This is a genomic window from Pseudomonas sp. Pseusp11, from assembly GCF_047304405.1.
In the GTDB taxonomy this organism is placed as follows: domain Bacteria; phylum Pseudomonadota; class Gammaproteobacteria; order Pseudomonadales; family Pseudomonadaceae; genus Aquipseudomonas.
Genome location: NZ_JBGLZF010000005.1, coordinates 142,408 through 162,427, shown reverse-complemented (window position 1 = coordinate 162,427; position 20,020 = coordinate 142,408). Strand labels below are relative to the sequence as shown.

General features: G+C 60.5%; 19 protein-coding genes. 10 read left to right on the top strand and 9 right to left on the bottom strand.

The window, feature by feature from the left end; genetic code table 11:
* Positions 1-255: 255 nt before the first annotated feature.
* The gene (locus ACCC96_RS06130; protein WP_019580315.1) at positions 256-1,023 is read right to left on the bottom strand and encodes a TerC family protein; all 768 of its coding nucleotides are present in this window, start codon (positions 1,021-1,023) and stop codon (positions 256-258) included.
* Positions 1,024-1,108: 85 nt separating this feature from the next.
* Entirely contained in the window at positions 1,109-2,416 is a 1,308-nt protein-coding gene (locus ACCC96_RS06125) for a CitMHS family transporter (RefSeq protein WP_019651226.1), read from the bottom strand.
* Positions 2,417-2,735: 319 nt separating this feature from the next.
* On the opposite strand from ACCC96_RS06125, the gene ACCC96_RS06120 reads away from it, so the two are divergent.
* Complete coding sequence (locus tag ACCC96_RS06120; protein ID WP_019651227.1) at positions 2,736-3,137, top strand: GFA family protein; 402 nt, start codon at positions 2,736-2,738, stop codon at positions 3,135-3,137.
* On the opposite strand, the gene ACCC96_RS06115 is transcribed toward ACCC96_RS06120, so the two are convergent.
* Entirely contained in the window at positions 3,138-3,464 is a 327-nt protein-coding gene (locus ACCC96_RS06115) for a DOPA 4,5-dioxygenase family protein (protein ID WP_019580317.1), read from the bottom strand.
* 83 nt (positions 3,465-3,547) lie between these two features.
* On the opposite strand from ACCC96_RS06115, the gene ACCC96_RS06110 reads away from it, so the two are divergent.
* A complete protein-coding gene (locus ACCC96_RS06110) occupies positions 3,548-4,213 on the top strand; it encodes an NAD(P)-dependent oxidoreductase (protein ID WP_413695218.1) in 666 nt (221 codons plus the stop codon).
* A 5-nt stretch (positions 4,214-4,218) separates the two neighbouring features.
* On the opposite strand, the gene ACCC96_RS06105 is transcribed toward ACCC96_RS06110, so the two are convergent.
* Positions 4,219-5,169, bottom strand: a complete 951-nt coding sequence (locus ACCC96_RS06105; RefSeq protein ID WP_019651229.1) for a choline sulfate utilization transcriptional regulator — start codon at positions 5,167-5,169, stop codon at positions 4,219-4,221.
* Between the two features lie 114 nt (positions 5,170-5,283).
* Between ACCC96_RS06105 and betC the strand changes: the two genes are divergently transcribed.
* The 3 genes from betC (at position 5,284) to ACCC96_RS06090 (ending at position 9,506) form a co-directional block, all read left to right on the top strand.
* Positions 5,284-6,798 (top strand): choline-sulfatase, encoded by a 1,515-nt coding sequence (gene betC / locus ACCC96_RS06100; protein ID WP_019651230.1) that lies wholly within the window; start codon positions 5,284-5,286, stop codon positions 6,796-6,798.
* Between the two features lie 16 nt (positions 6,799-6,814).
* Entirely contained in the window at positions 6,815-7,735 is a 921-nt protein-coding gene (choX, locus tag ACCC96_RS06095; RefSeq protein WP_413695217.1) for a choline ABC transporter substrate-binding protein, read from the top strand.
* A gap of 202 nt (positions 7,736-7,937) precedes the next feature.
* Entirely contained in the window at positions 7,938-9,506 is a 1,569-nt protein-coding gene (locus ACCC96_RS06090) for a SulP family inorganic anion transporter (RefSeq protein WP_413695216.1), read from the top strand.
* A 126-nt stretch (positions 9,507-9,632) separates the two neighbouring features.
* Here ACCC96_RS06090 and aroE read toward each other — a convergent pair whose 3' ends face one another.
* Together aroE and hemF are read right to left on the bottom strand one after the other, a co-directional pair.
* Positions 9,633-10,454, bottom strand: coding sequence for a shikimate dehydrogenase (aroE, locus tag ACCC96_RS06085; RefSeq protein WP_018927301.1), 822 nt, complete (start codon positions 10,452-10,454; stop codon positions 9,633-9,635).
* Positions 10,455-10,467: 13 nt separating this feature from the next.
* A complete protein-coding gene (gene hemF, locus ACCC96_RS06080) occupies positions 10,468-11,382 on the bottom strand; it encodes an oxygen-dependent coproporphyrinogen oxidase (RefSeq protein WP_413695215.1) in 915 nt (304 codons plus the stop codon).
* Between the two features lie 181 nt (positions 11,383-11,563).
* Here hemF and ACCC96_RS06075 point away from each other — a divergent pair, with 181 nt between their 5' ends.
* Complete coding sequence (locus tag ACCC96_RS06075) at positions 11,564-12,541, top strand: NADPH:quinone reductase (RefSeq protein WP_413695214.1); 978 nt, start codon at positions 11,564-11,566, stop codon at positions 12,539-12,541.
* A gap of 153 nt (positions 12,542-12,694) precedes the next feature.
* On the opposite strand, the gene ACCC96_RS06070 is transcribed toward ACCC96_RS06075, so the two are convergent.
* The 3 genes from ACCC96_RS06070 to ACCC96_RS06060 form a co-directional block, all read right to left on the bottom strand.
* Positions 12,695-13,252, bottom strand: a complete 558-nt coding sequence (locus ACCC96_RS06070; protein ID WP_018927304.1) for an L-threonylcarbamoyladenylate synthase — start codon at positions 13,250-13,252, stop codon at positions 12,695-12,697.
* Positions 13,253-13,307: 55 nt separating this feature from the next.
* Positions 13,308-14,414 carry a DNA-processing protein DprA gene (gene dprA / locus ACCC96_RS06065; protein ID WP_413695213.1) on the bottom strand — a complete coding sequence of 369 codons (1,107 nt, stop codon included), beginning with the start codon at positions 14,412-14,414 and terminating at the stop codon, positions 13,308-13,310.
* Between the two features lie 80 nt (positions 14,415-14,494).
* Positions 14,495-15,520 carry a LysM peptidoglycan-binding domain-containing protein gene (locus tag ACCC96_RS06060; protein ID WP_413695212.1) on the bottom strand — a complete coding sequence of 342 codons (1,026 nt, stop codon included), beginning with the start codon at positions 15,518-15,520 and terminating at the stop codon, positions 14,495-14,497.
* Positions 15,521-15,689: 169 nt separating this feature from the next.
* On the opposite strand from ACCC96_RS06060, the gene def reads away from it, so the two are divergent.
* From def to trkA, 4 genes are all read left to right on the top strand, one after another.
* Positions 15,690-16,196, top strand: coding sequence for a peptide deformylase (def, locus tag ACCC96_RS06055; protein WP_007941507.1), 507 nt, complete (start codon positions 15,690-15,692; stop codon positions 16,194-16,196).
* Positions 16,197-16,266: 70 nt separating this feature from the next.
* Positions 16,267-17,226, top strand: a complete 960-nt coding sequence (fmt, locus tag ACCC96_RS06050) for a methionyl-tRNA formyltransferase (RefSeq protein WP_413695211.1) — start codon at positions 16,267-16,269, stop codon at positions 17,224-17,226.
* Positions 17,223-18,533 carry a 16S rRNA (cytosine(967)-C(5))-methyltransferase RsmB gene (gene rsmB / locus ACCC96_RS06045; RefSeq protein ID WP_019580328.1) on the top strand — a complete coding sequence of 437 codons (1,311 nt, stop codon included), beginning with the start codon at positions 17,223-17,225 and terminating at the stop codon, positions 18,531-18,533. The genes fmt and rsmB overlap by 4 nt, the downstream gene beginning before the upstream one ends.
* A gap of 22 nt (positions 18,534-18,555) precedes the next feature.
* Positions 18,556-19,929 carry a Trk system potassium transporter TrkA gene (gene trkA, locus ACCC96_RS06040; protein WP_007941504.1) on the top strand — a complete coding sequence of 458 codons (1,374 nt, stop codon included), beginning with the start codon at positions 18,556-18,558 and terminating at the stop codon, positions 19,927-19,929.
* Positions 19,930-20,020: the final 91 nt, after the last annotated feature.

Sequence of the window (20,020 nt, the reverse complement as noted above, 5' to 3'; positions counted from 1 at the left end):
CGGTCTGGACGCCAGCATCGCATAGCTAAAGAAGCGATTGAAATAAAACTGTCATGAAAACAGTTTGATGCAGAAACGAACAAAGGGCCGTCAGGCCCTTTGTTCTTGTGGCGAGGGAGCTTGCTCCCGTTCGGTTGCGAAGCAGCCGCAAAGGCATACGTGGTTTTACTGCCTAATCGCGGTGACTGGTTTCAGGGCCGCTTCGCGGCCCAGCGGGAGCAAGCTCCCTCGCCACAGAGGTCCCATCTAGACCAATTACTGGCCCGGAACATCCTTGCGCAGTTTCACCGGCTCTTGCTGTGTGCGTTTTTTCGCAATCGCGGTGCGCATCCTGATGTTGATTGCTTCCACTGCCAGCGAGAACGCCATGGCGAAGTAGACGTAGCCTTTCGGCACATGCACATCGAAGGATTCGGCAATCAGCACGGTACCGACGATCAACAGGAAAGACAGCGCCAGCATTTTCAGCGACGGGTGCCTGTCGATGAACTCGCTGATGGTGCCGGAAGCCCACATCATCACCAGCACTGCGACGATGATTGCCGCGACCATGACCGGTACGTGGGACACCATGCCAACGGCAGTGATGACGGAGTCCAGCGAGAACACGATGTCGATGATCGCGATCTGGATAATGGTGTAGAGGAAGTTACCGCCCTTGCCACTTGGCTCGTCGCTGGTTTCATCCTCGCCTTCCAGCGCGTGATACATCTCTTGCGAGCTTTTCCACAGCAGGAACAGACCACCGAAGAACAGGATCAGGTCACGCCCGGAAATACCCTGGCCGAACACTTCGAACAGGTCCGCGGTGAGACGCATGACCCAGGTGATCGAAAGCAGCAACAGAATCCGCGTGACCATGGCCAGCGCCAGGCCGAAGATCCGGGTGCGCGCCTGCATGTGCTTGGGCATGCGGCTGACCAGGATCGAGATCATGATGATGTTGTCGATACCCAGGACGATCTCCAGGGCAGTCAGAGTGAAGAAGGCAACCCAGATTTCAGGGTTGGTCAGCCATTCCATGTGTATTCCTTTGTGGATGTGTTAAACCACGAAGGGCCCAGGCTTCAAACAGCAAAGCCTGGACCCGTCATGGTGAGTCTTGGGCTTATAGCGTGCTGAACAGCGGAAAGATCCCCATCAGCAAGGCTGCCGCCAGTATGCACAGGCAAACCAGCACTGCCCACTTCAGGGTGAACCGCTGATGGTCACCGAATTCGATACCGGCCAGGGCCACCAACAGATAGGTCGATGGTACCAGCGGGCTCAGCAAGTGGACGGGCTGACCGACGATCGAGGCACGTGCCATTTCTACCGCGGTTATACCGTAATGACTGGCGGCTTCGGCAAGTACCGGTAACACGCCGTAATAAAATGCGTCGTTCGACATGAAGAACGTGAACGGCATGCTCACCAGCGCAGTGATCACGGCCAGGTACGGGCCGAGGAAATCCGGGATGACCGCCAGCAGGCTCTTGGACATGGCGTCGACCATGCCGGTGCCCGTCAGGATACCGGTGAAGATACCCGCGGCAAAGATCAACCCGACCACCGCCAACACGCTACCGGCGTGGGCCGCAACGCGGTCCTTCTGCTGTTGCAGGCAAGGATAGTTGACGATCATCGCGATACTGAACGCCACCATGAATAGCACCGGCAGCGGCAACAGGCCGGCGATCAAGGTGCCCATCAGTGCCAGGGTCAGCGCGCCGTTGAACCAGATCAGTTTTGGACGACGGGCGTCCGGGAACTGCGAAACGCTGATTTCGCTATGGTCGATTTCATCACCGACCAAATGCAACTCACCCAGACGCGCACGCTCGCGTTTACCGTAGAAGTAGGCAATCGCCAGAATCGCCACCACACCGGCCAGCATTGCCGGAATCATCGGCACGAAGATCGCGGACGGGTCCACGTGCAGCGCACTGGCCGCACGAGCGGTCGGACCGCCCCAAGGGGTCATGTTCATCACGCCACCGGCGAGGATGATCAGACCGGCCATGATCCGCGGGCTCATGCCGATGCGGCTGTAGAGCGGCAGCATGGCGGCCACGCAGATCATGTAAGTGGTGGCGCCATCACCGTCCATGGACACGATCAGCGCCAGCACGGCGGTACCGACCGACACTTTCAACGGGTCGCCCTTGACCAGTTTGAGGATCTTGCGCACGGCCGGGTCAAACAGGCCGGAGTCGATCATCAGGGCGAAATAGAGGATGGCGAACATCAGCATCACGCCGGTCGGCGCGAGCTTGGTGATGCCTTCGAGCATCATCGGGCCGATCTTCGGCGAGAAACCGCCGAACAGGGCGAAGATGATCGGGATGATAATCAGGGCGATCAGCGCGGACAGGCGCTTGGTCATGATCAGGAACATGAACGTGATGACCATGGCAAAGCCAAGGAAAGTCAGCATAGGAATACTCCAGGCGTAGCGCGGCTAGGGAATGGGCGAACCGATGAGGTCAGCGCAGAACGGGAAGCACGAAACGTACGGGCGGAGGTGCAGCGAAGAGGCGGATAGGAGCGGACATCAGAATCACCATTGTTGTTGTTAAATGGGCCGGGCGGGCAATGAAACACTCGCGTTGGCCAACCGGTCTGTTGCCGGCAGTGAGGCGATCCTAATCGGGGAAGCTTTCAGCCAGCTTTCGCGGATGAAAGCATTGACCGAATGTACGACCGGTCGTCGGCCGGGTTGAAAGTCCGTAAACAAGGGCTCAGGAGGAAAAAACATGGGCGAACTTCACACTGGCGGCTGCCACTGCGGACAAATCCGCTATCAATTCGGCGGGCCGTTGCAGGATATCGCCCACTGCCACTGCTCGATTTGCCGGCGGGTCAGCGGCGGGATCGTGACCACCTGGATCACCGTGCCTGCCTCAGCATTTGCCTGGGTGGCGGGTACGCCGTCCCGGTATGACTCTTCATCCACTTGCGCGCGGTATTTCTGCCCCAACTGCGGGGCGCAACTGGCGTTGGTGACAACGCTCAGCCCCGAAAGCATCGACGTGACCATCGCCACCCTCGACCACCCTGAGCAGGCGCCGGCCGAGCGGCATATCTGGACGGACAGTCGGTTGCCCTGGCTGCATCTGGACGAACATTTGCCTGGCGAGGCCGAAGAACAACTCTGATCAGAAAACAGACAGATCCAGTGGCCGGATTGCCCCCATCCAGATCGCGTGTTCAGTGTGGTCGAGCAGATCGTTGCCGGTCTCCGGGTGCAGGAACACCACCAACCCCTTGCGATTGAGCGCCAGCCACGGCAACACCTCGCCAAGGTATTGCGGCTCGAAAGCCAATTGGCAGCTCCAGTCCGGGTGCGGGCCAACCAGGCGTTCATGCACGCGGCCCATCTTCAGTGGAAACAATTGCGCGGCCTGCTCGCACAAGGCCCGGGCCTGCGGGAGGGTGTTGGCGTCGAAATAGACATGGGCGTGGTAGCCCTTGATCTGTTGCATCTGAAACCCCTTTGAACCTGGTCGAACCCACACCGTTCCCCACAGGTCTTACGTTATATAGGCAGGACGTTCGGAGCACAGCCATGAAAAATGCCGAAACCCCGGTAGTGAAGGTAGTGCTTTATGGTGCCATGAGTAGCCTGGGCAGTGCGCTGATGGCTGAGATGCTGCGGCGCCAACATGAAGTGATCGCGATTCTCGATGACCTGACGGCGCTCGCACCACGCCCCGGATTGCGCACCAAGGCCGGCGACCTGTTCGATGCCCAGCGGGTCAAGCAGAGCGTGGCCGGCTGTTCGGCGGTGATCTGCCTGCTGGATGCACCGGGGTTGCCGATGAACAGCGAACACATCGAAAAATCCATCGTACCTGGCCCGGTCGAGCAAGTGCTGGCAGTGGATGCGCTGATTGACGGCATGCAGGCCGCGGGCATCTCCCGGCTGTTTCTGGTGGGTGATTTCGATGTGCTGGACGATCCGGAGATAGACGACCCTTTGCAACGCCACGCCGCCGAAGAAATCCGCGAGGCGCTGCAAAGCAGTCCATTGCACTGGACCCTGGTGAATGCCCCACGCGGCGTACCGGGACTGTCCATCGAGCATTTCAGTCACGTCAGCACGAGCCTGGAACCTGGCCTGGCCGAACCGCTGGAACGGCTGAACCGAGTTGCCATCGGGATTGCCGATGAGTTATGGCTGAATTTGCATGTCGGTCAGCATGTGAATTTTGTCCCGACTTCGGAACCGTAAAGCCCTCATACCGCAATCGATGGCAAAGGAAGGCCATTAAGCGATTGCGCACTGCTGGCCTGTTCCGCCATCAACCAATCCACAAATGTTTGAATCAACGCCCCGCGCCGTTTGCGCTGGGGCAGGACCACGTAATAACCCAGCCTGGAAATCACTGTCTCGGCAATCGGTCGACACAACAGACCTTGCGCCAGCAAGTTATCCACAAGGTGCCGCCAACCGATCGCAACGCCCTGGCCGCCAATCGCCGCTTGAATCAGCAAGGTGTAATTGTCGAAGCGCAGTTGCCCCGGCGCTGGCGCCGACGTGATCCCCAGTTCGCGAAACACGCCGCTCCAGTCGAACCAGTTGCTGCTGTGTTCGCCACGCAGATGCAAAAGCGGAAACTCCAGCAATGACTGAGCCGGCAAGGGCAGGGGACGATCCTTCAAGAGCAGCGGGCTGCACACCGGAAACACTTCTTCACTGAACAACCAATGGCTCTCGCCTTGCTTGAACCGGCCATCGCCGAACAGCACCGCCACATCTATATCCGTGCGCAGCATGTTGTGGCTGCGTTCGCTGGTGACCAGGCTGACGTCCACTTGAGGATTGGCGGTATGGAAGCGGTGCAGACGCGGCATCAGCCAGTACGCGGCGAAGGCGAAGTCGGTGGCCACCTGCAACACTTCGTGTTGCTGCTGTGCACTGATCGCGCTCAATCCGGCGTCGATATTCTGTAAACCGAGCTGAACTTGCTCAAACAGAATCGCGCCAGCCTCGGTCAGTTCGATACCGCGATAAATGCGATCAAACAATCGTGTAGCGAGCTGCTCTTCCAATCGCTTGATCTGCTGACTGATGGCCGGTTGCGTGGTGCCGAGCTCCACTGCAGCGGCAGTGAAACTGCGCTGGCGGGCCGCGGCTTCAAAGGCGCGCAACAGGTCCAGAGACAAATCACCGAGGGCTTCATACATAAGCTGTGCTTATCCTAGTCATTGCCTGGCGTGGGCTTTACCACAAATTCCATGGGTTGCATGCTCGATCACAGCACTCTCGCATAAATATCCACTATGGAATGCCGCGATCACATGAAGCGCAAAAATATTCTTTTCATCATGGCCGATCAAATGGCCGCGCCAATGTTGCCGTTCTACGGCCCTTCGCCCATCAAACTGCCGAATCTGAGCCGCCTCGCCGCCGAAGGTGTGGTGTTCGACGCCGCGTACTGCAACAGTCCGCTCTGCGCGCCGTCACGTTTCACCCTGGTCAGCGGTCAGTTGCCGAGCAAGATCGGCGCCTACGACAACGCGGCCGATTTCCCCGCCGACGTTCCGACCTATGCCCACTACCTGCGGCGCCTCGGTTACCGCACCGCGCTGTCGGGAAAGATGCACTTCTGCGGCCCGGACCAGTTGCACGGCTATGAAGAACGTCTCACCAGTGACATCTACCCGGCCGACTACGGTTGGGCGGTGAACTGGGACGAGCCGGACGTGCGGCCGACTTGGTACCACAACATGTCGTCGGTGCTGCAAGCCGGGCCCTGCGTGCGCACCAATCAGCTGGATTTCGACGAAGAGGTGGTGTTCAAGGCCCAACAATACCTGTTCGATCACATCCGCGAAGATGGCGATCAGCCGTTCTGCCTGACCGTGTCGATGACTCACCCACACGACCCGTACACGATTCCCAAGGCGTTCTGGGATCTGTACGACGACGCCGACATCCCTTTGCCGGAAACACCCGCACAGGATGAACTCGATCCTCACTCCCAGCGCCTGCTCAAAGTCTATGACCTGTGGGACAAGCCGCTGCCTGTGGATAAGATTCGCGACGCGCGCCGTGCCTACTTTGGTGCGTGCAGCTATATCGACAGCAACGTCGGTAAACTCCTGCAAACACTCGAGGAAACCGGGCTGATCGATGACACCATCATCGTGTTCTCTGGTGACCACGGCGACATGCTCGGCGAGCGCGGCCTCTGGTACAAGATGCACTGGTACGAAATGGCCGCCCGCGTACCGCTGCTGATCAGCGCGCCGGGGCAATTCGGCGCCGGACGGGTCAGCGCGGCGGTATCCACCGCCGATCTGCTGCCGACCTTTGTGGAACTGGCCGGCGGCTCATTGGAGCCAGGCCTGCCGCTGGACGGCCGCTCGCTGGTTTCACACCTGCAAGGGCAGGGCGGTCACGACGAGGTGTTCGGTGAATACATGGCCGAAGGCACCATCAGCCCGTTGATGATGATTCGTCGCGGCGCCTACAAATTCATCTACAGCGAAGACGACCCTTGCCTGCTCTTCGATGTGCATAACGACCCGCGTGAACAGGAAGAACTCAGCCATTCGCCGCAACATCATCAGCTGTTCGAGGATTTTCTCGCCGAAGCACGGGCCAAATGGAATATCCCGGCGATCCACCAACAGGTGCTCGCCAGTCAGCGACGCCGGCGTTTCGTCGCCGACGCCCTGACCATCGGCAAGCTGAAGAGCTGGGACCACCAGCCGCTGGTAGATGCCAGTCAGCAGTACATGCGCAACCACATCGACCTCGACGATCTGGAGCGTAAAGCCCGTTATCCACAACCCTGCCAAAACCAATAATGTTAAGGGGACGTCCATGCAACAGTTATCCACAGTACTGACAGTCGGGCTTCTGGCTCTGGGCAGCACCTCGGCCTACGCCGAGCAAAGCTGCGAAACGGTGAAGATGGCCGACCCTGGCTGGAGCGACATCGCCGCCACCAACGCCATCACCGGGATTCTACTGGACGGCATGGGCTACAAGGCCAAGGTCGACACGCTGGCGGTGCCGATCACCTTTGGAGGTCTGAAGGATGGCCAGGTGGACGTCTTCCTCGGCAACTGGATGCCGGCGCAGCAAGGTTTTTACGACAAGTTCGTGGCCAACGGCGATGTCACGCAGCTGGCGAAGAACCTCGACGGCACCGAGTTCACCCTGGCGGTCCCGGATTACGTCTGGGACGCAGGTGTGCATAACTTTAACGACTTGAACAAATTCTCTGACAAGTTCGACAAGAAGATCTATGGCATCGGCTCCGGCGCCCCGGCGAACATTTCGCTGCAAGAGATCATCAAGAAGAACGACTTCGACATGGGTCAATGGAAACTGATCGAATCCAGCGAGCAAGCAATGCTGGCCGAAGTGTCCCGCGCGGTGAAGAAACAGAAATTCGTGACCTTCCTCGGCTGGACGCCACACCCGATGAACGTGCAGTTGAAAATGCATTATCTGAAGGGCGGCGAGAAGTACTTCGGTGACACCGGCAGCGTTTATACACTGACCCGCAAAGGTTATGCACAGGCCTGCCCGAACGTGGGCAAACTGCTCACCAACCTGAGTTTTACCCAGGAAATGGAGAACAGCATCATGGCCGAAGTGGTGAACAAAAAGGTCAGCAATGCCGACGCGGCCAAAGCGTGGATCAAGGCCAACCCGGTGGTGCTGGATAAATGGCTGGAGGGCGTGAAGACCGTGGACGGCAAGGATGCTCTGCCGGCGGTCAAAGCCAAGTTGTAAGGTTTCCCTGTGGCGAGGGAGCTTGCTCCCGCTGGAGGGCGTAGCACTCCCATTTCGGCAAACCCGGTTTATCAGCCTCACCGAGTTGTCCGGATTTGCGACTGCTGCGCAGCCGAGCGGGAGCAAGCTCCCTCGCCACAATGATCTGCCCACTACGAGCCAATGCTTTACCCTGATGATTTACCCCGTACCGAGAGGACCCATGGCCTTCCCCAGCCGCCATTCACTCTTTCCCTTCCTGACCTGGTTGCCCCGGCAAACCCGCGCCAGCGTCGGTCGTGACCTGATCGTCGGCCTGAGCGGCGCGATTCTCGCGTTGCCACAATCGATTGCCTACGCCCTGATCGCCGGTCTCCCACCGGAATATGGTCTGTACGCCGCCATCATCCCGGTGCTGATTGCCTGTCTCTGGGGTTCGTCGTGGCATTTGATCTGCGGCCCTACGGCGGCCATTTCCATCGTCCTGTACGCCAGCGTCAGTCCTCTGGCCGTCCCAGAGTCTCAGGACTACGTCACGCTGATCCTGCTTCTTACGCTCCTTGCGGGCATTTTCCAGTGGTTGCTGGGGCTGCTGCGGTTCGGCGCCCTGGTGAATTTCGTCTCTCACTCGGTGGTGCTGGGCTTCACCCTTGGCGCGGCAGTGGTAATTGCCATCGGGCAGCTGCCGAACCTGCTGGGGCTGGATGTGCCCAACCAGGCCACGGCGCTCAACAGCTTGATGATGCTGCTCAATCATCTCGGCGAAGTGGACAAACCCTCGCTGCTGCTGGGCCTGGCCACGGTCGCGGTTGGCATCGTGCTGAAACTGCTGGTGCCGCGCTGGCCGACGCTGTTGATCGCTCTGGCCCTGAGCGGATTGCTGGTATGGCTGTGGCCAGCGATGTTCGGTCATGTGAAGCTGGTCAGCGCGTTTGTCGGGCGGCTGCCGCCCTTCAGCCCGCTGCCGCTGGATCTGGACCTGATATTGCGCCTGCTGCCCAGTGCGGTGGCGGTCGGCATGCTCGGGCTGGTGACGAGCCTGTCGATTGCCCGCTCCCTGTCGGCCCGCTCGCAGCAGTTGCTCGATGCCAATCAGGAAGTTCGCGCCCAGGGTTTCTCGAACATGGTCGGGGCGTTTTTTTCCGGTTCGCTGTCCGCCGGTTCCTTCACTCGCTCGGGCCTGAGCTACGATGCCGGCGCCTGTTCACCGCTGGCCGGGTTTTTTTCGGCGCTGTGGGTGGCACTGTTCGCGATATTCGGTGCGGCATTGATTGCGCACATCCCGATCCCGGCCATGGCTGGCAGCATCCTTTTGATCGCTTGGGGATTGGTGGATCATCGCGGCATTCGTGCCTTGTTGCGGGTCAGCCATGCCGAATTCCTGGTCATGACGCTGACCTGTGTCGCCACCCTGTTGCTCGAGTTGCAGACGGCGATCTACGCCGGGGTGCTGGCGTCACTGTTCTTCTACCTCAAACGCACCTCACAGCCACGGGTGCAGCACTGGCGCAATGGTGACGAAGACATCCTGAGGGTCGGCGGCTCGATCTTTTTCGGCGCCAGCCATTACCTGCAAGTGCGCCTGCAACGGATGCAAGGCCCGCGAGTGGTGATCGAGGCACAACAGATCAACTTCATCGACTACTCGGGCGTGGAAATGCTGCACCAGGAAGCACGACGGCTGCTGCGTCAGGATCGCAGCCTGACTCTGCGGCAGGCACGGCCGCAGGTGGTGGAGGAATTGAGAAAGCTGGAAGGCGCGGAGAAATGCCCGATCCGGTTTGAGGACTAAACGCCACTGCTATGACAAACAGATAACCTGTGGCGAGGGAGCTTGCTCCCGTTCGGGTGCGAAGCGCCCGCAGATTTTGGGGCTGCTTCGCAACCCAGCGGGAGCAAGCTCCCTCGCCACAAAGAACTACAGCGCCAGTTGCCGGCGAAGTTCGGCCAGCACCGGCGCCGTATCCGGGCGCACACCGCGCCACAGATAGAAAGCTTCCGCCGCCTGCTCGGCCAACATGCCCAAGCCATCCATCGACACGCCAGCCCCATGCTCACTGGCCCAACGGCAGAACGAGGTTGGGTCCTTGCCGTACATCATGTCGTAGCAAACCGTCTTGCCCGGCTCGATCAAACTGCCGGCAATCGGCGGTACATCGCCTGACAGACTGGCGGACGTGGCGTTGATGATCAGGTCCACTGGCTCGCGCAGCCAATCGAAACCGCTGGCCGACACCGGCCCCAGATCGGCAAACAATTGCGCCAGCAATTCGGCTTTTTCCACGGTGCGGTTGGCAATGATCACCGACGCCGGTTGCTCCGCCAGCAGCGGCTCCAGCGCGCCGCGCACCGCGCCACCGGCCCCCAGCAGCAGGATGCGTTTGCCCGCGAGGCTGAATCCGGCGTTGACCGTCAGATCCCGTACCAGCCCGGCACCATCGGTGTTGTCGCCCAGCAGACTGCCATCGGCCAGTTTGCTCAGGGTATTCACCGCGCCGGCCCGCTGCGCCCGTTGGGTCAAGCTGTTCGCCAGGCGATAGGCGTCTTCCTTGAACGGCACTGTCACATTCGCCCCACGGCCTTCGCGGAAAAATTCCAGCGCACAGCCGGAAAAATCGTCGAGGGGCGCCAGCAAGGTGCTGTAGTCCAGTTTCTGCCCGGTCTGCTCGGCGAACAGACGGTGGATCAGCGGCGACTTGCTGTGGCCGATCGGGTTACCGAATACGACATAACGGTCCATCAGAATTCCTCGTTCAGGCCTTGGCCAACCAATCGCGGTCTTGCAGGAAGTATTCGGTCAGGCGCGCTTCTTCACTGCCCGGCTCGGCCTTCCAGTCGTAGGCCCAGCGTACTTGCGGCGGCAGCGACATCAGAATCGACTCGGTACGCCCGCCCGATTGCAGGCCGAACAGCGTGCCGCGGTCATAGACCAGGTTGAATTCAACGTAACGACCACGGCGAAACTCCTGGAACTCACGCTGTTTGGCGGTGAATGCATCATTTTTGCGGCGTTGCACGATCGGCAGGTACGCGTCGATGAACGCATCGCCGATGGCGCGCATGAAGGCGAAGCTGGTGTCGAAATCCCACTCGTTCAAGTCATCGAAAAACAGGCCACCGATGCCCCGTGGCTCGTGACGATGCTTGATGTGGAAGTAACTGTCGCACCAGGCCTTATAGCGCGGGTAAACGTCCGGGCCGAACGGTGCGCAGGCCTGTTCGGCGACGTGGTGCCAGTGCACGCAGTCTTCTTCATTGCCGTAATAAGGGGTCAGGTCAAAGCCGCCACCGAACCACCAGACCGGCTCTTCACCTTCTTTTTCAGCGATGAAAAAGCGCACATTGGCGTGGGACGTTGGCACATGGGGGTTATGCGGGTGAATCACCAACGACACGCCCAAGGCTTCGAAGCCTCGACCGGCCAATTCCGGCCTATGAGCACTGGCGGACGGTGGGAGACCGCTGCCAAACACGTGGGAATAGTTGACGCCGCCCTTTTCGATGACTGCGCCGTTCTCAATCACCCGGGTGCGACCACCGCCGCCGGCAGGCCGGGTCCAGGCGTCTTCGACGAAACGCGCGCCGCCGTCTTCGGCTTCCAGGGCAGCGCAAATACGGTCTTGCAGGTCGAGCAGGTAGGCTTTTACGGCCTCGGTGCGGGTAGTCATGGCATCACCTTGAATCGGGCAAAGCTACGCGGCGCTCCATCAGAGCGGGGGGCCGGCGCAAATGGGTCCGTAGCATAACATCGCAGGCGAGCCTGCCGCAGTTGACGAAGATCAAGCTTGGGAGTTCGATAGGGCGCTTGGCGCTACGACTCTAGAAGCCAAAGACCTAAGGAGAGAGCAGATGGCAAAGCGTATCCAGTTCCGCGTCCATGGCGGCCCCGAAGTGCTCGAATACGTGGATTACCAACCCGCCGAGCCCGGCCCGCAACAGGTACGCGTGACCAACAAGGCCATCGGCCTGAACTTCATCGACACCTATTACCGCAGCGGCCTTTATGCGCCGCCAGCCCTGCCATCGGGCCTGGGCGCCGAAGGCGCGGGCGTGGTCGACGCAGTCGGTAGCGAAGTCACCCGCTTCAAGGTTGGCGATCGCGTGGCTTATGGCAGTGGCCCGTTGGGCGCCTACAGCGACGTGCATGTCTTGCCGGAAGCCAACCTGGTGCACCTGCCGGACGCCATCAGCTTCGAACAAGCCGCCGGCGTGATGCTCAAAGGCCTGACCGTGCAATACCTGCTGCGTCAGACGTATGAACTCAAGGGCGGCGAAACCATTCTGTTTCACGCTGCGGCCGGCGGCGTCGGGTCTCTGGCCTGCCAATGGGCCAAGGCCTTGGGGGTGAAGCTGATCGGCACGGTCAGTTCAGCGGAAAAGGCCGCCCTGGCGAAAGCCCATGGTGCCTGGGCGACCATCGATTACAGCCATGAAAACGTCGCACAACGCGTGCTGGAATTGACTGACGGTAAAAAAGTCCCGGTGGTGTACGACGGTGTAGGCAAGGATACCTGGCTGACATCGCTCGACAGCGTTGCGCCGCGAGGGCTGGTGGTGAGCTTTGGTAATGCTTCAGGCGCAGTCGACGGGGTGAATCTGGGGATTCTCGCGGCCAAGGGTTCGCTGTACGTGACCCGGCCGACGCTGGCGACCTACGCCAACAATGCTGAAAACCTGCAACGCATGGCTGATGAACTGTTCGAGATGATCATCAGCGGCGAGCTGAAGGTGGACATCAGCCAGCGGTATCCACTGGCTGATGCAGCGAAGGCGCAGACCGAGTTGTCGGCGCGGCGTACGACTGGTTCGACGATTCTGTTGCCCTGACACCAGACTGTGGTGAGGGGGCTTGTCGGAACGCCGCACCGCCCCGTTGGACTGCGCAGCAGTCCCCAACCAGATGATGCGGTCTGCCAGTTAGAACGAATCGCTCATTGGCGGGCGCTTCGCACCCGAACGGGGGCAAGCCCCCTCGCCACATTAATCCGGGCGCACCACATGCCCCGTCGCCAGATCGCGAATCACGCTCGGATTCTTGCGCCCGCCCAGATTGCCACCGAGTACATAATCAACCTGCCCCCGGAAATACTGCTCCACGCGAATCCGCGTCCGTGCCGCCGGTCGCCCTTGAGGGTTAGCCGAGGTCGACACCAGCGGGCCGACCACCGCACACAAGTCCCGCACCAGAGGGTGGTCGCTGACCCGCAACGCCACCGTTTCATGCACACCGGTAATCCACTGGGGCAACAGATTCTGATGCGGCACCAGCCAGGTGTTGGGGCCCGGCCAGGTGCTGGCCATGCGGTCCATCCACAACTCCGGGAAGTCTTCGAACAGGAAGTCGAACTGACGAATATTGTCGGCCACCAGAATCAGGCCCTTATCCACAGATCGGCCCTTGATCATCAGCAGACGATCCACCGCCTCTTCGTTCCACGGGTCGCAACCCAGTCCCCAGACGGCTTCCGTTGGGTAGGCAATGACCGCCCCGGCGCGAATTTCTCGTGCGGCTTGTTGCACACGCCAACTGTTAACCATGAAAAAACTCTCCGGAATAAGGCTCTGCGCAGTTTACCGATCTTCCTTATAAAACCTAGTTTACCCGCGCAAACCATCGACCGCTCTCACAGACAGCCCGGCCATCCATCTCCAGCTCCGTCAGCGCTGCCAGCACTTTCGACAAGGCCCAGCCGCTGGTGACCGACAAGGCTTCGCTGGTATGAGGCGCCGCGTGGAGCAACATGAGCAGTGGATGAGTTACCGTCTTTTGCGGCGTTTCTGTGGATAACGGCAGCCGTTGCCAGCCGCGCAAGGCCTCAAGGATGTGTTCGATGGTTTCCACCAGCACCGCACCGTCGCGGATAAGTTGATGGCAACCCTTTGCGCCGGGGTGATGGATCGACCCTGGAATCGCATACACCTCACGCCCCTGTTCCGCCGCGAGCCTCGCGGTGATCAATGAACCGCTGGCGATACTCGCCTCGACCACCAGCACGCCGAGGGACAAACCGCTGATGATTCGATTGCGCCGTGGGAAATTACTGGGGAAAGGGCCGGCGTTCAGCGGGAACTCCGAAAGGACCGCGCTTCCCGAGGCGATCATGGCGTCCGCCAGTCGACGATTGCGCTGTGGATAAAAATTTTCCAGCCCCGTGCCAAGCACCCCGACCGTTTGCCCGCCAACGTCCAGAGCCGCCTGATGCGCGGCGGCATCAATGCCCAGGGCCAGACCGCTGGTGATGACAAAACCGGCGCCGGCCAGACTGCGGGAAAACGCACTGGCGGTATCCATGCCCGGTCGCGATGCGCGACGGCTGCCGACCATCGCCAACTGCGGCTTTTCCAGAATGCCCGGATCGCCCGCGACGAATAACAGCGGTGGCGCATCGCTGATTTGCGCCAGCAGCGCGGGGTAGTCAGGTTGGTCCCACATCAGTAAATGCTGGCCAGAACGCTCTAGCCAGGCCAATGCGTGGCTGGCGCCATCACGAATTTCACTGCAGCGCCGGGCCTCCGCGCAAGCGAGGGGCAGGCCCAACGCGCGCCAGGCACTGGCCGGTGCGCTGATGGCTTTGGAGGCAGAACTGAAAGCCTCCAGCAACTTCTTGAAACGTGCCGGACCGAGCTCGGGCAAAAGGTGCAGGCGTAAACGGGCTTCCAGTTCCGCAGGGGAAACGGACGTACAGGCAGACAGCGGCATGGATCATCCTTGATCGTTATAAGGTCCCGTCGAATCGGGAATAAGCTGTGGATAACTCTGTTGGTAACTTGTGAGCAGGCTTACGGATTTCGCACCTTGTCCATCACCGCCAGAGAGCGCGATGCGTTAAGCACCAGCCCGTAGCTGAGCTTGTCGTAGGTGCGGAATACCATCAGCAGACCGGCCCGTTCGTCGGGGATTTTCAAAGGCTGACCGGTGATCCGGTCACGCACGGTTTCACCGGTTTTCATCACCACCAGCACATTGCCTTCGGCCAGGCCATCGCGCTGTCCTTTGTTCAGCGTGACGACATCCAGCGCGCCAATCTGGGTGACCCCACGCGGTACATCGATAATCAGGCCATTGATATCGGTGGTGGGCGCACTGGGCATGAAGGTCGAATTGATCGAGCGTTCTTCGCCACTGAACAACCGGTCGCCGAGTCGCACCTCCTGAGTGGTGCGTTGCAGGGCCAGGGTGGCGACGTCACCTTCAGTGGCAATGATTTCGCCGCCACCGATGTCGTCTGCGTTGATCCCCAGGAACTCCTTGCTCTGCGGATCGGTGTAGACCTTGCCCTGACGAAAGATGCCGTAGACCGGTTGTGCCGGATCGAAATGGCCACGCGCGAAGATTCGATCGCCGGTGCCGCTGAGCACCCGTTCGGCATCTCCGGCAACGATGTAGGGCGCCTTGTCGAAATCCTCGACCTTGTCGACGATGCGATTGCTCAACAGAAAACTGTTGATCGACTTCAGCGGAATGCTCGGGATGGCGTCGGCCACCGGTGAACTGCGGACTCGTGGCGACAGCTTGATGGTGCCCCGGGAAGCGCCGCGGTTGAGGGTCAGGCGTGGCTGACCGTTGACGTAGACCAGCGACAGCGTATCGCCGGGATAGATGAGATTGGGGTTTTCAATCTGTGGATTGGCTTGCCAAAGCTGCGGCCACTGCCACGGCTCACGCAGGTATTTGCCGGAAATGTCCCAGAGTGTGTCCCCTGCCACCACGGTGTATTGCTGTGGAAAACCTTCCCTGAGTTGCACTTGCCCATGCGCAAAACCGGCCGAGGCCAGAAGGAGCAAGGCGAGTAGTGATTTCCTCATGCGGTGAATCCCTTTATTATGTACGTTCGCGTGAAACGCCAGAGCCCTCGTGGCTCGCCTCCGGCTCATTATTGAAAAGCCGGAAGCTACGTTCACAACGGTAGCCTGCATCTTCGGACTCGCCAGGCCATCGACCCGACTTTACCTCACACGTGCAGCAATTAAGCTTATGGCCATTTTAGACATCCTCGAATTCCCCGATTCGCGCCTGCGCACTATCGCCAAACCAGTGGCCGTAGTGGACGACGAAGTGCGTCAGTTGGTCGATGACATGTTTGAAACAATGTATGAAGCGCCAGGCATCGGCCTCGCCGCTACCCAGGTCAACGTGCACAAACGTATCGTCGTGATGGACCTCTCCGAAGACCGCAGCGAACCGCGGGTGTTCATCAACCCCGAGTTCGAAACCCTGACCGACGAGATGGGCCAGTACCAGGAAGGCTGCCTCTCGGTGCCGGGCTTCTACGAAAACGTCGATCGCCCGCAAAAGGTCAAGATCAAGGCCCTGGACCGCGACGGCCAGCCTTACGAACTGATCGCCGAAGGCCTGCTCGCCGTGTGCATCCAGCATGAATGCGACCACCTCAACGGCAAGTTGTTCGTCGATTACCTGTCCACGCTCAAACGCGACCGGATCAAGAAGAAACTGGAAAAGCTCCACCGCCAGAACGCTTGATGCCCTTCTTTCAAAGGCTTGCCGCGGCAAGCCTTTTTCTTTTCAAGATGCTTTGCAATTGAGAGCTTCCATGACTGAGCCACTGCGCATTGTCTTTGCCGGCACCCCGGAATTCGCCGCCGAACACCTCAAGGCCCTGCTGGGCAGTCCTTACGAGATCGTTGCGGTCTACACCCAACCGGACCGTCCGGCGGGCCGTGGGCAGAAGCTGATGCCAAGCCCGGTCAAGCAGCTGGCGCTGGAGCACAACATCCAGGTGTTGCAACCGCCAACCCTGCGCAACGAAGACGCTCAGGCGGAACTGGCGGCGCTGAAACCGGATCTGATGGTGGTGGTCGCCTATGGCCTGATCCTGCCGCAAGTGGTGCTGGATATCCCACGCCTGGGTTGCATCAACAGCCACGCCTCCTTGCTGCCACGCTGGCGCGGTGCGGCGCCGATCCAGCGTGCCGTTGAAGCGGGCGACAGCGAAAGCGGCGTGACCGTGATGCGCATGGAAGCCGGCCTCGATACCGGGCCGATGCTGCTCAAGGTCACCACGCCAATCAGCGCCGAAGACACTGGCGGCAGCCTTCACGATCGCCTCGCAGAGATGGGCCCACCAGCCGTGATTCAGGCAATTGCCGGCCTGGCTGCGGGAACACTGCAAGGCGAAGTGCAGGACGATAGCCTCGCCACCTATGCACACAAATTGAACAAGGACGAAGCGCGCATCGACTGGAACCGCCCGGCGGTTGAGCTGGAGCGTCTGGTTCGCGCCTTCAATCCATGGCCGATCTGCCACAGCACGCTGAACGGCGAAGCGCTGAAAGTGTTGGCCGCAAGCCTGGCCGAAGGGCAGGGCGCACCGGGAGAAATCCTCAGCGCCAGCAAAGACGGCTTGATCGTTGCCTGCGGTGAACAGGCGCTGTGCCTGACCCGTCTGCAATTACCTGGCGGCAAGGCACTGAACTTCAGCGACTTGTTCAACAGCCGTCGTGAGAAGTTCGCCGTCGGCACCGTCCTCGGTCAAACGGCAGACGCTCAATGAACCCACGTCTGGCCGCCGCCAAGGCACTTGCTGCAGTTCTTAACGGAAAAGCCTCACTCAACAGTTCTCTGCCGACACAAATGGACAAGGTCGAAGACCGCGATCGCGGCTTCACCCAGGACCTGGCGTTCGGCACGGCTCGCTGGCAGCCGCGCTTGTCGGCGTTGGCGGCCAAGCTGCTGCAAAAGCCGTTCAAGGCGGCTGATGCCGATGTCGAGGCGCTGTTGCTGGTGGGGCTTTATCAACTGCTCTATACCCGCGTCCCGGCTCACGCCGCCATCGGCGAAACCGTCGGTTGCGCCGACAAACTGAAAAAGCCGTGGGCCAAAGCCTTGCTCAACGCCGTACTGCGCCGCGCCCAACGGGAAAGCGAAGCGCTGCTGGCCGAGCTGGAACGCGACCCGGTGGTGCGCACCGCCCACCCGCGCTGGCTGCAAAAATCCCTCAAGGCCTTCTGGCCTGAACAATGGGAAGCCATTTGCGCAGCGAACAACGCGCACCCGCCGATGATTCTGCGGGTCAACCGTCGTCATCACACTCGCGACGCTTACCTTGGCTTGCTGAGTGACGCTGGCGTGGCCGCCAAGCCCTGTATTTATAGTCGCGACGGCATCATTCTCGACGCCGCCGCCGACGTACGCAGCCTGCCTGGGTTCGCTGAAGGCTGGATCAGCGTGCAGGACGAAGCCGCTCAATTGGCCGCCGATCTGCTGGACCTCGCGCCGGGCCAACGGGTGCTGGACGCCTGCTGCGCACCGGGCGGCAAGACCTGCCACATCCTTGAGGCCGAGCCCAAACTGGCCGGCGTGGTGGCTGTGGATCTGGAAGCCAAGCGTCTGGTGCGGGTGCGGGAAAACCTCGCACGCCTGGGCCTGAGCGCAGAATTGATTGCCGCCGACGGTCGCGACACCGCCACCTGGTGGGACGGCAAACCGTTCCAGCGCATTCTGCTCGACGCGCCATGCTCGGCCACCGGGGTGATCCGCCGTCACCCGGATATCAAACTGACCCGCCAACCCGACGACATCGCCGCACTGGCGGTGCTTCAGGGCGAACTGCTCGACGCCATGTGGATAACTCTGGAAGTGGGCGGCATTCTGCTTTACGCCACCTGTTCCACGCTGCCGACCGAAAACACCGAAGTCATCGAAGCGTTCCTCGCCCGCACGCCGGGCGCCCGTGAACTGGACCTCGCCACGGCGGCCGGTATCAAACAGCCCCACGGTCGCCAGTTGCTGGCCCAGGAAGGCGGCCACGACGGGTTCTACTACGCCAAGCTGATCAAGATTGCCGCCGCGCGCGGTTAACCGGGTTTAAGGGAGTGACTGGATGAAGATCATCATCCTCGGCGCAGGGCAGGTCGGCGGTTCGCTGGCAGAACACTTGGCCAGCGAGGCCAACGACATCACCGTGGTCGACACCGATGGCGAACGCCTGCGCGACCTCGGCGATCGACTGGACATCCGCACCGTTCAGGGCCGCGGTTCGCTGCCGACCGTGCTGCGGCAGGCCGGTGCCGACGACGCCGACATGCTGGTGGCCGTGACCAACAGTGACGAAACCAACATGGTCGCCTGCCAGGTCGCCCACACCCTGTTCCACACCCCCACCAAGATCGCCCGGGTCCGCGAAGCCGCGTACCTGACCCGTACCGAACTGTTCGACAATGAAGCGATTCCGGTCGACGTGCTGATCAGTCCGGAACAGGTAGTCACCAATTACATCAAGCGCCTGATCCAGCATCCGGGCGCATTGCAGGTGATCGACTTCGCCGAAGGCAAAGCGCAGCTGGTAGCGGTCAAGGCGTACTACGGCGGGCCGCTGGTGGGCCAGCAATTGCGCCAGTTACGCGAACACATGCCGAATGTCGAAACCCGCGTCGCGGCGATTTTCCGTCGTGACCGGCCGATCCTGCCCCAGGGCGATACAGTGATCGAGGCTGACGACGAAGTGTTTTTCATCGCCGCCAAAGCGAACATTCGTGCAGTGATGAGCGAAATGCGCCGCCTCGATGAAAGCTACAAACGCATCGTCATCGCCGGTGGCGGGCAGATCGGTGAACGCCTGGCCGAGGCCATCGAAAGCCGTTACCAGGTGAAGATCATCGAGATGAACCCGGCCCGCTGCCGCTACCTCTCGGACAACCTCGACAGCACCGTGGTGTTGCAGGGCAGTGCTTCGGATCGGGATCTGCTGCTGGAAGAGAACATCGCCGACGCCGATATTTTCCTGGCCCTGACCAACGATGACGAAGCCAACATCATGTCTTCGCTGCTGGCCAAGCGCCTGGGCGCGAAGAAAGTGATGACGATCATCAACAACCCGGCCTACGTCGACCTTATCCAGGGCGGCGACATCGACATCGCCATCAGTCCGCAACTGGCGACCATCGGCACCTTGCTGGCCCACGTCCGGCGCGGGGACATCGTCAGCGTGCACTCATTGCGCCGGGGCGCGGCGGAAGCCATCGAGGCGATTGCCCACGGCGATGCGAAGTCGAGCAAAGTGATCGGCAAGGCCATCGAAAACATCGGCCTGCCACCGGGCACCACCATCGGCGCGATCATCCGCGACGAAGAAGTGATTATCGCCCACGACGACACCGTGATCGAAACCGGCGACCATGTGATTCTGTTCCTTGTGGATAAGAAGCATATTCGGGATGTGGAGAAGCTGTTCCATGTGGGGCTCAGCTTCTTCTGATCAGCAATACATGCTGCGGCATCAATCGCCAAGATCGCAGCCTTCGGCAGCTCCTACAGAGATCGGCGTAGGAGCTGCCGTAGGCTGCGAT

What these genes read in the sequence shown, in the direction of transcription:
- ACCC96_RS06130 (WP_019580315.1), bottom strand. Translation starts at nt 1,023, where the DNA reads ATGGAATGGCTGACCAACCCTGAAATCTGGGTTGCCTTCTTCACTCTG.
- ACCC96_RS06125 (WP_019651226.1), bottom strand. Translation starts at nt 2,416, where the DNA reads ATGCTGACTTTCCTTGGCTTTGCCATGGTCATCACGTTCATGTTCCTG.
- ACCC96_RS06120 (WP_019651227.1), top strand. Translation starts at nt 2,736, where the DNA reads ATGGGCGAACTTCACACTGGCGGCTGCCACTGCGGACAAATCCGCTAT.
- ACCC96_RS06115 (WP_019580317.1), bottom strand. Translation starts at nt 3,464, where the DNA reads ATGCAACAGATCAAGGGCTACCACGCCCATGTCTATTTCGACGCCAAC.
- ACCC96_RS06110 (WP_413695218.1), top strand. Translation starts at nt 3,548, where the DNA reads ATGAAAAATGCCGAAACCCCGGTAGTGAAGGTAGTGCTTTATGGTGCC.
- ACCC96_RS06105 (WP_019651229.1), bottom strand. Translation starts at nt 5,169, where the DNA reads ATGTATGAAGCCCTCGGTGATTTGTCTCTGGACCTGTTGCGCGCCTTT.
- betC (WP_019651230.1), top strand. Translation starts at nt 5,284, where the DNA reads ATGAAGCGCAAAAATATTCTTTTCATCATGGCCGATCAAATGGCCGCG.
- choX (WP_413695217.1), top strand. Translation starts at nt 6,815, where the DNA reads ATGCAACAGTTATCCACAGTACTGACAGTCGGGCTTCTGGCTCTGGGC.
- ACCC96_RS06090 (WP_413695216.1), top strand. Translation starts at nt 7,938, where the DNA reads ATGGCCTTCCCCAGCCGCCATTCACTCTTTCCCTTCCTGACCTGGTTG.
- aroE (WP_018927301.1), bottom strand. Translation starts at nt 10,454, where the DNA reads ATGGACCGTTATGTCGTATTCGGTAACCCGATCGGCCACAGCAAGTCG.
- hemF (WP_413695215.1), bottom strand. Translation starts at nt 11,382, where the DNA reads ATGACTACCCGCACCGAGGCCGTAAAAGCCTACCTGCTCGACCTGCAA.
- ACCC96_RS06075 (WP_413695214.1), top strand. Translation starts at nt 11,564, where the DNA reads ATGGCAAAGCGTATCCAGTTCCGCGTCCATGGCGGCCCCGAAGTGCTC.
- ACCC96_RS06070 (WP_018927304.1), bottom strand. Translation starts at nt 13,252, where the DNA reads ATGGTTAACAGTTGGCGTGTGCAACAAGCCGCACGAGAAATTCGCGCC.
- dprA (WP_413695213.1), bottom strand. Translation starts at nt 14,414, where the DNA reads ATGCCGCTGTCTGCCTGTACGTCCGTTTCCCCTGCGGAACTGGAAGCC.
- ACCC96_RS06060 (WP_413695212.1), bottom strand. Translation starts at nt 15,520, where the DNA reads ATGAGGAAATCACTACTCGCCTTGCTCCTTCTGGCCTCGGCCGGTTTT.
- def (WP_007941507.1), top strand. Translation starts at nt 15,690, where the DNA reads ATGGCCATTTTAGACATCCTCGAATTCCCCGATTCGCGCCTGCGCACT.
- fmt (WP_413695211.1), top strand. Translation starts at nt 16,267, where the DNA reads ATGACTGAGCCACTGCGCATTGTCTTTGCCGGCACCCCGGAATTCGCC.
- rsmB (WP_019580328.1), top strand. Translation starts at nt 17,223, where the DNA reads ATGAACCCACGTCTGGCCGCCGCCAAGGCACTTGCTGCAGTTCTTAAC.
- trkA (WP_007941504.1), top strand. Translation starts at nt 18,556, where the DNA reads ATGAAGATCATCATCCTCGGCGCAGGGCAGGTCGGCGGTTCGCTGGCA.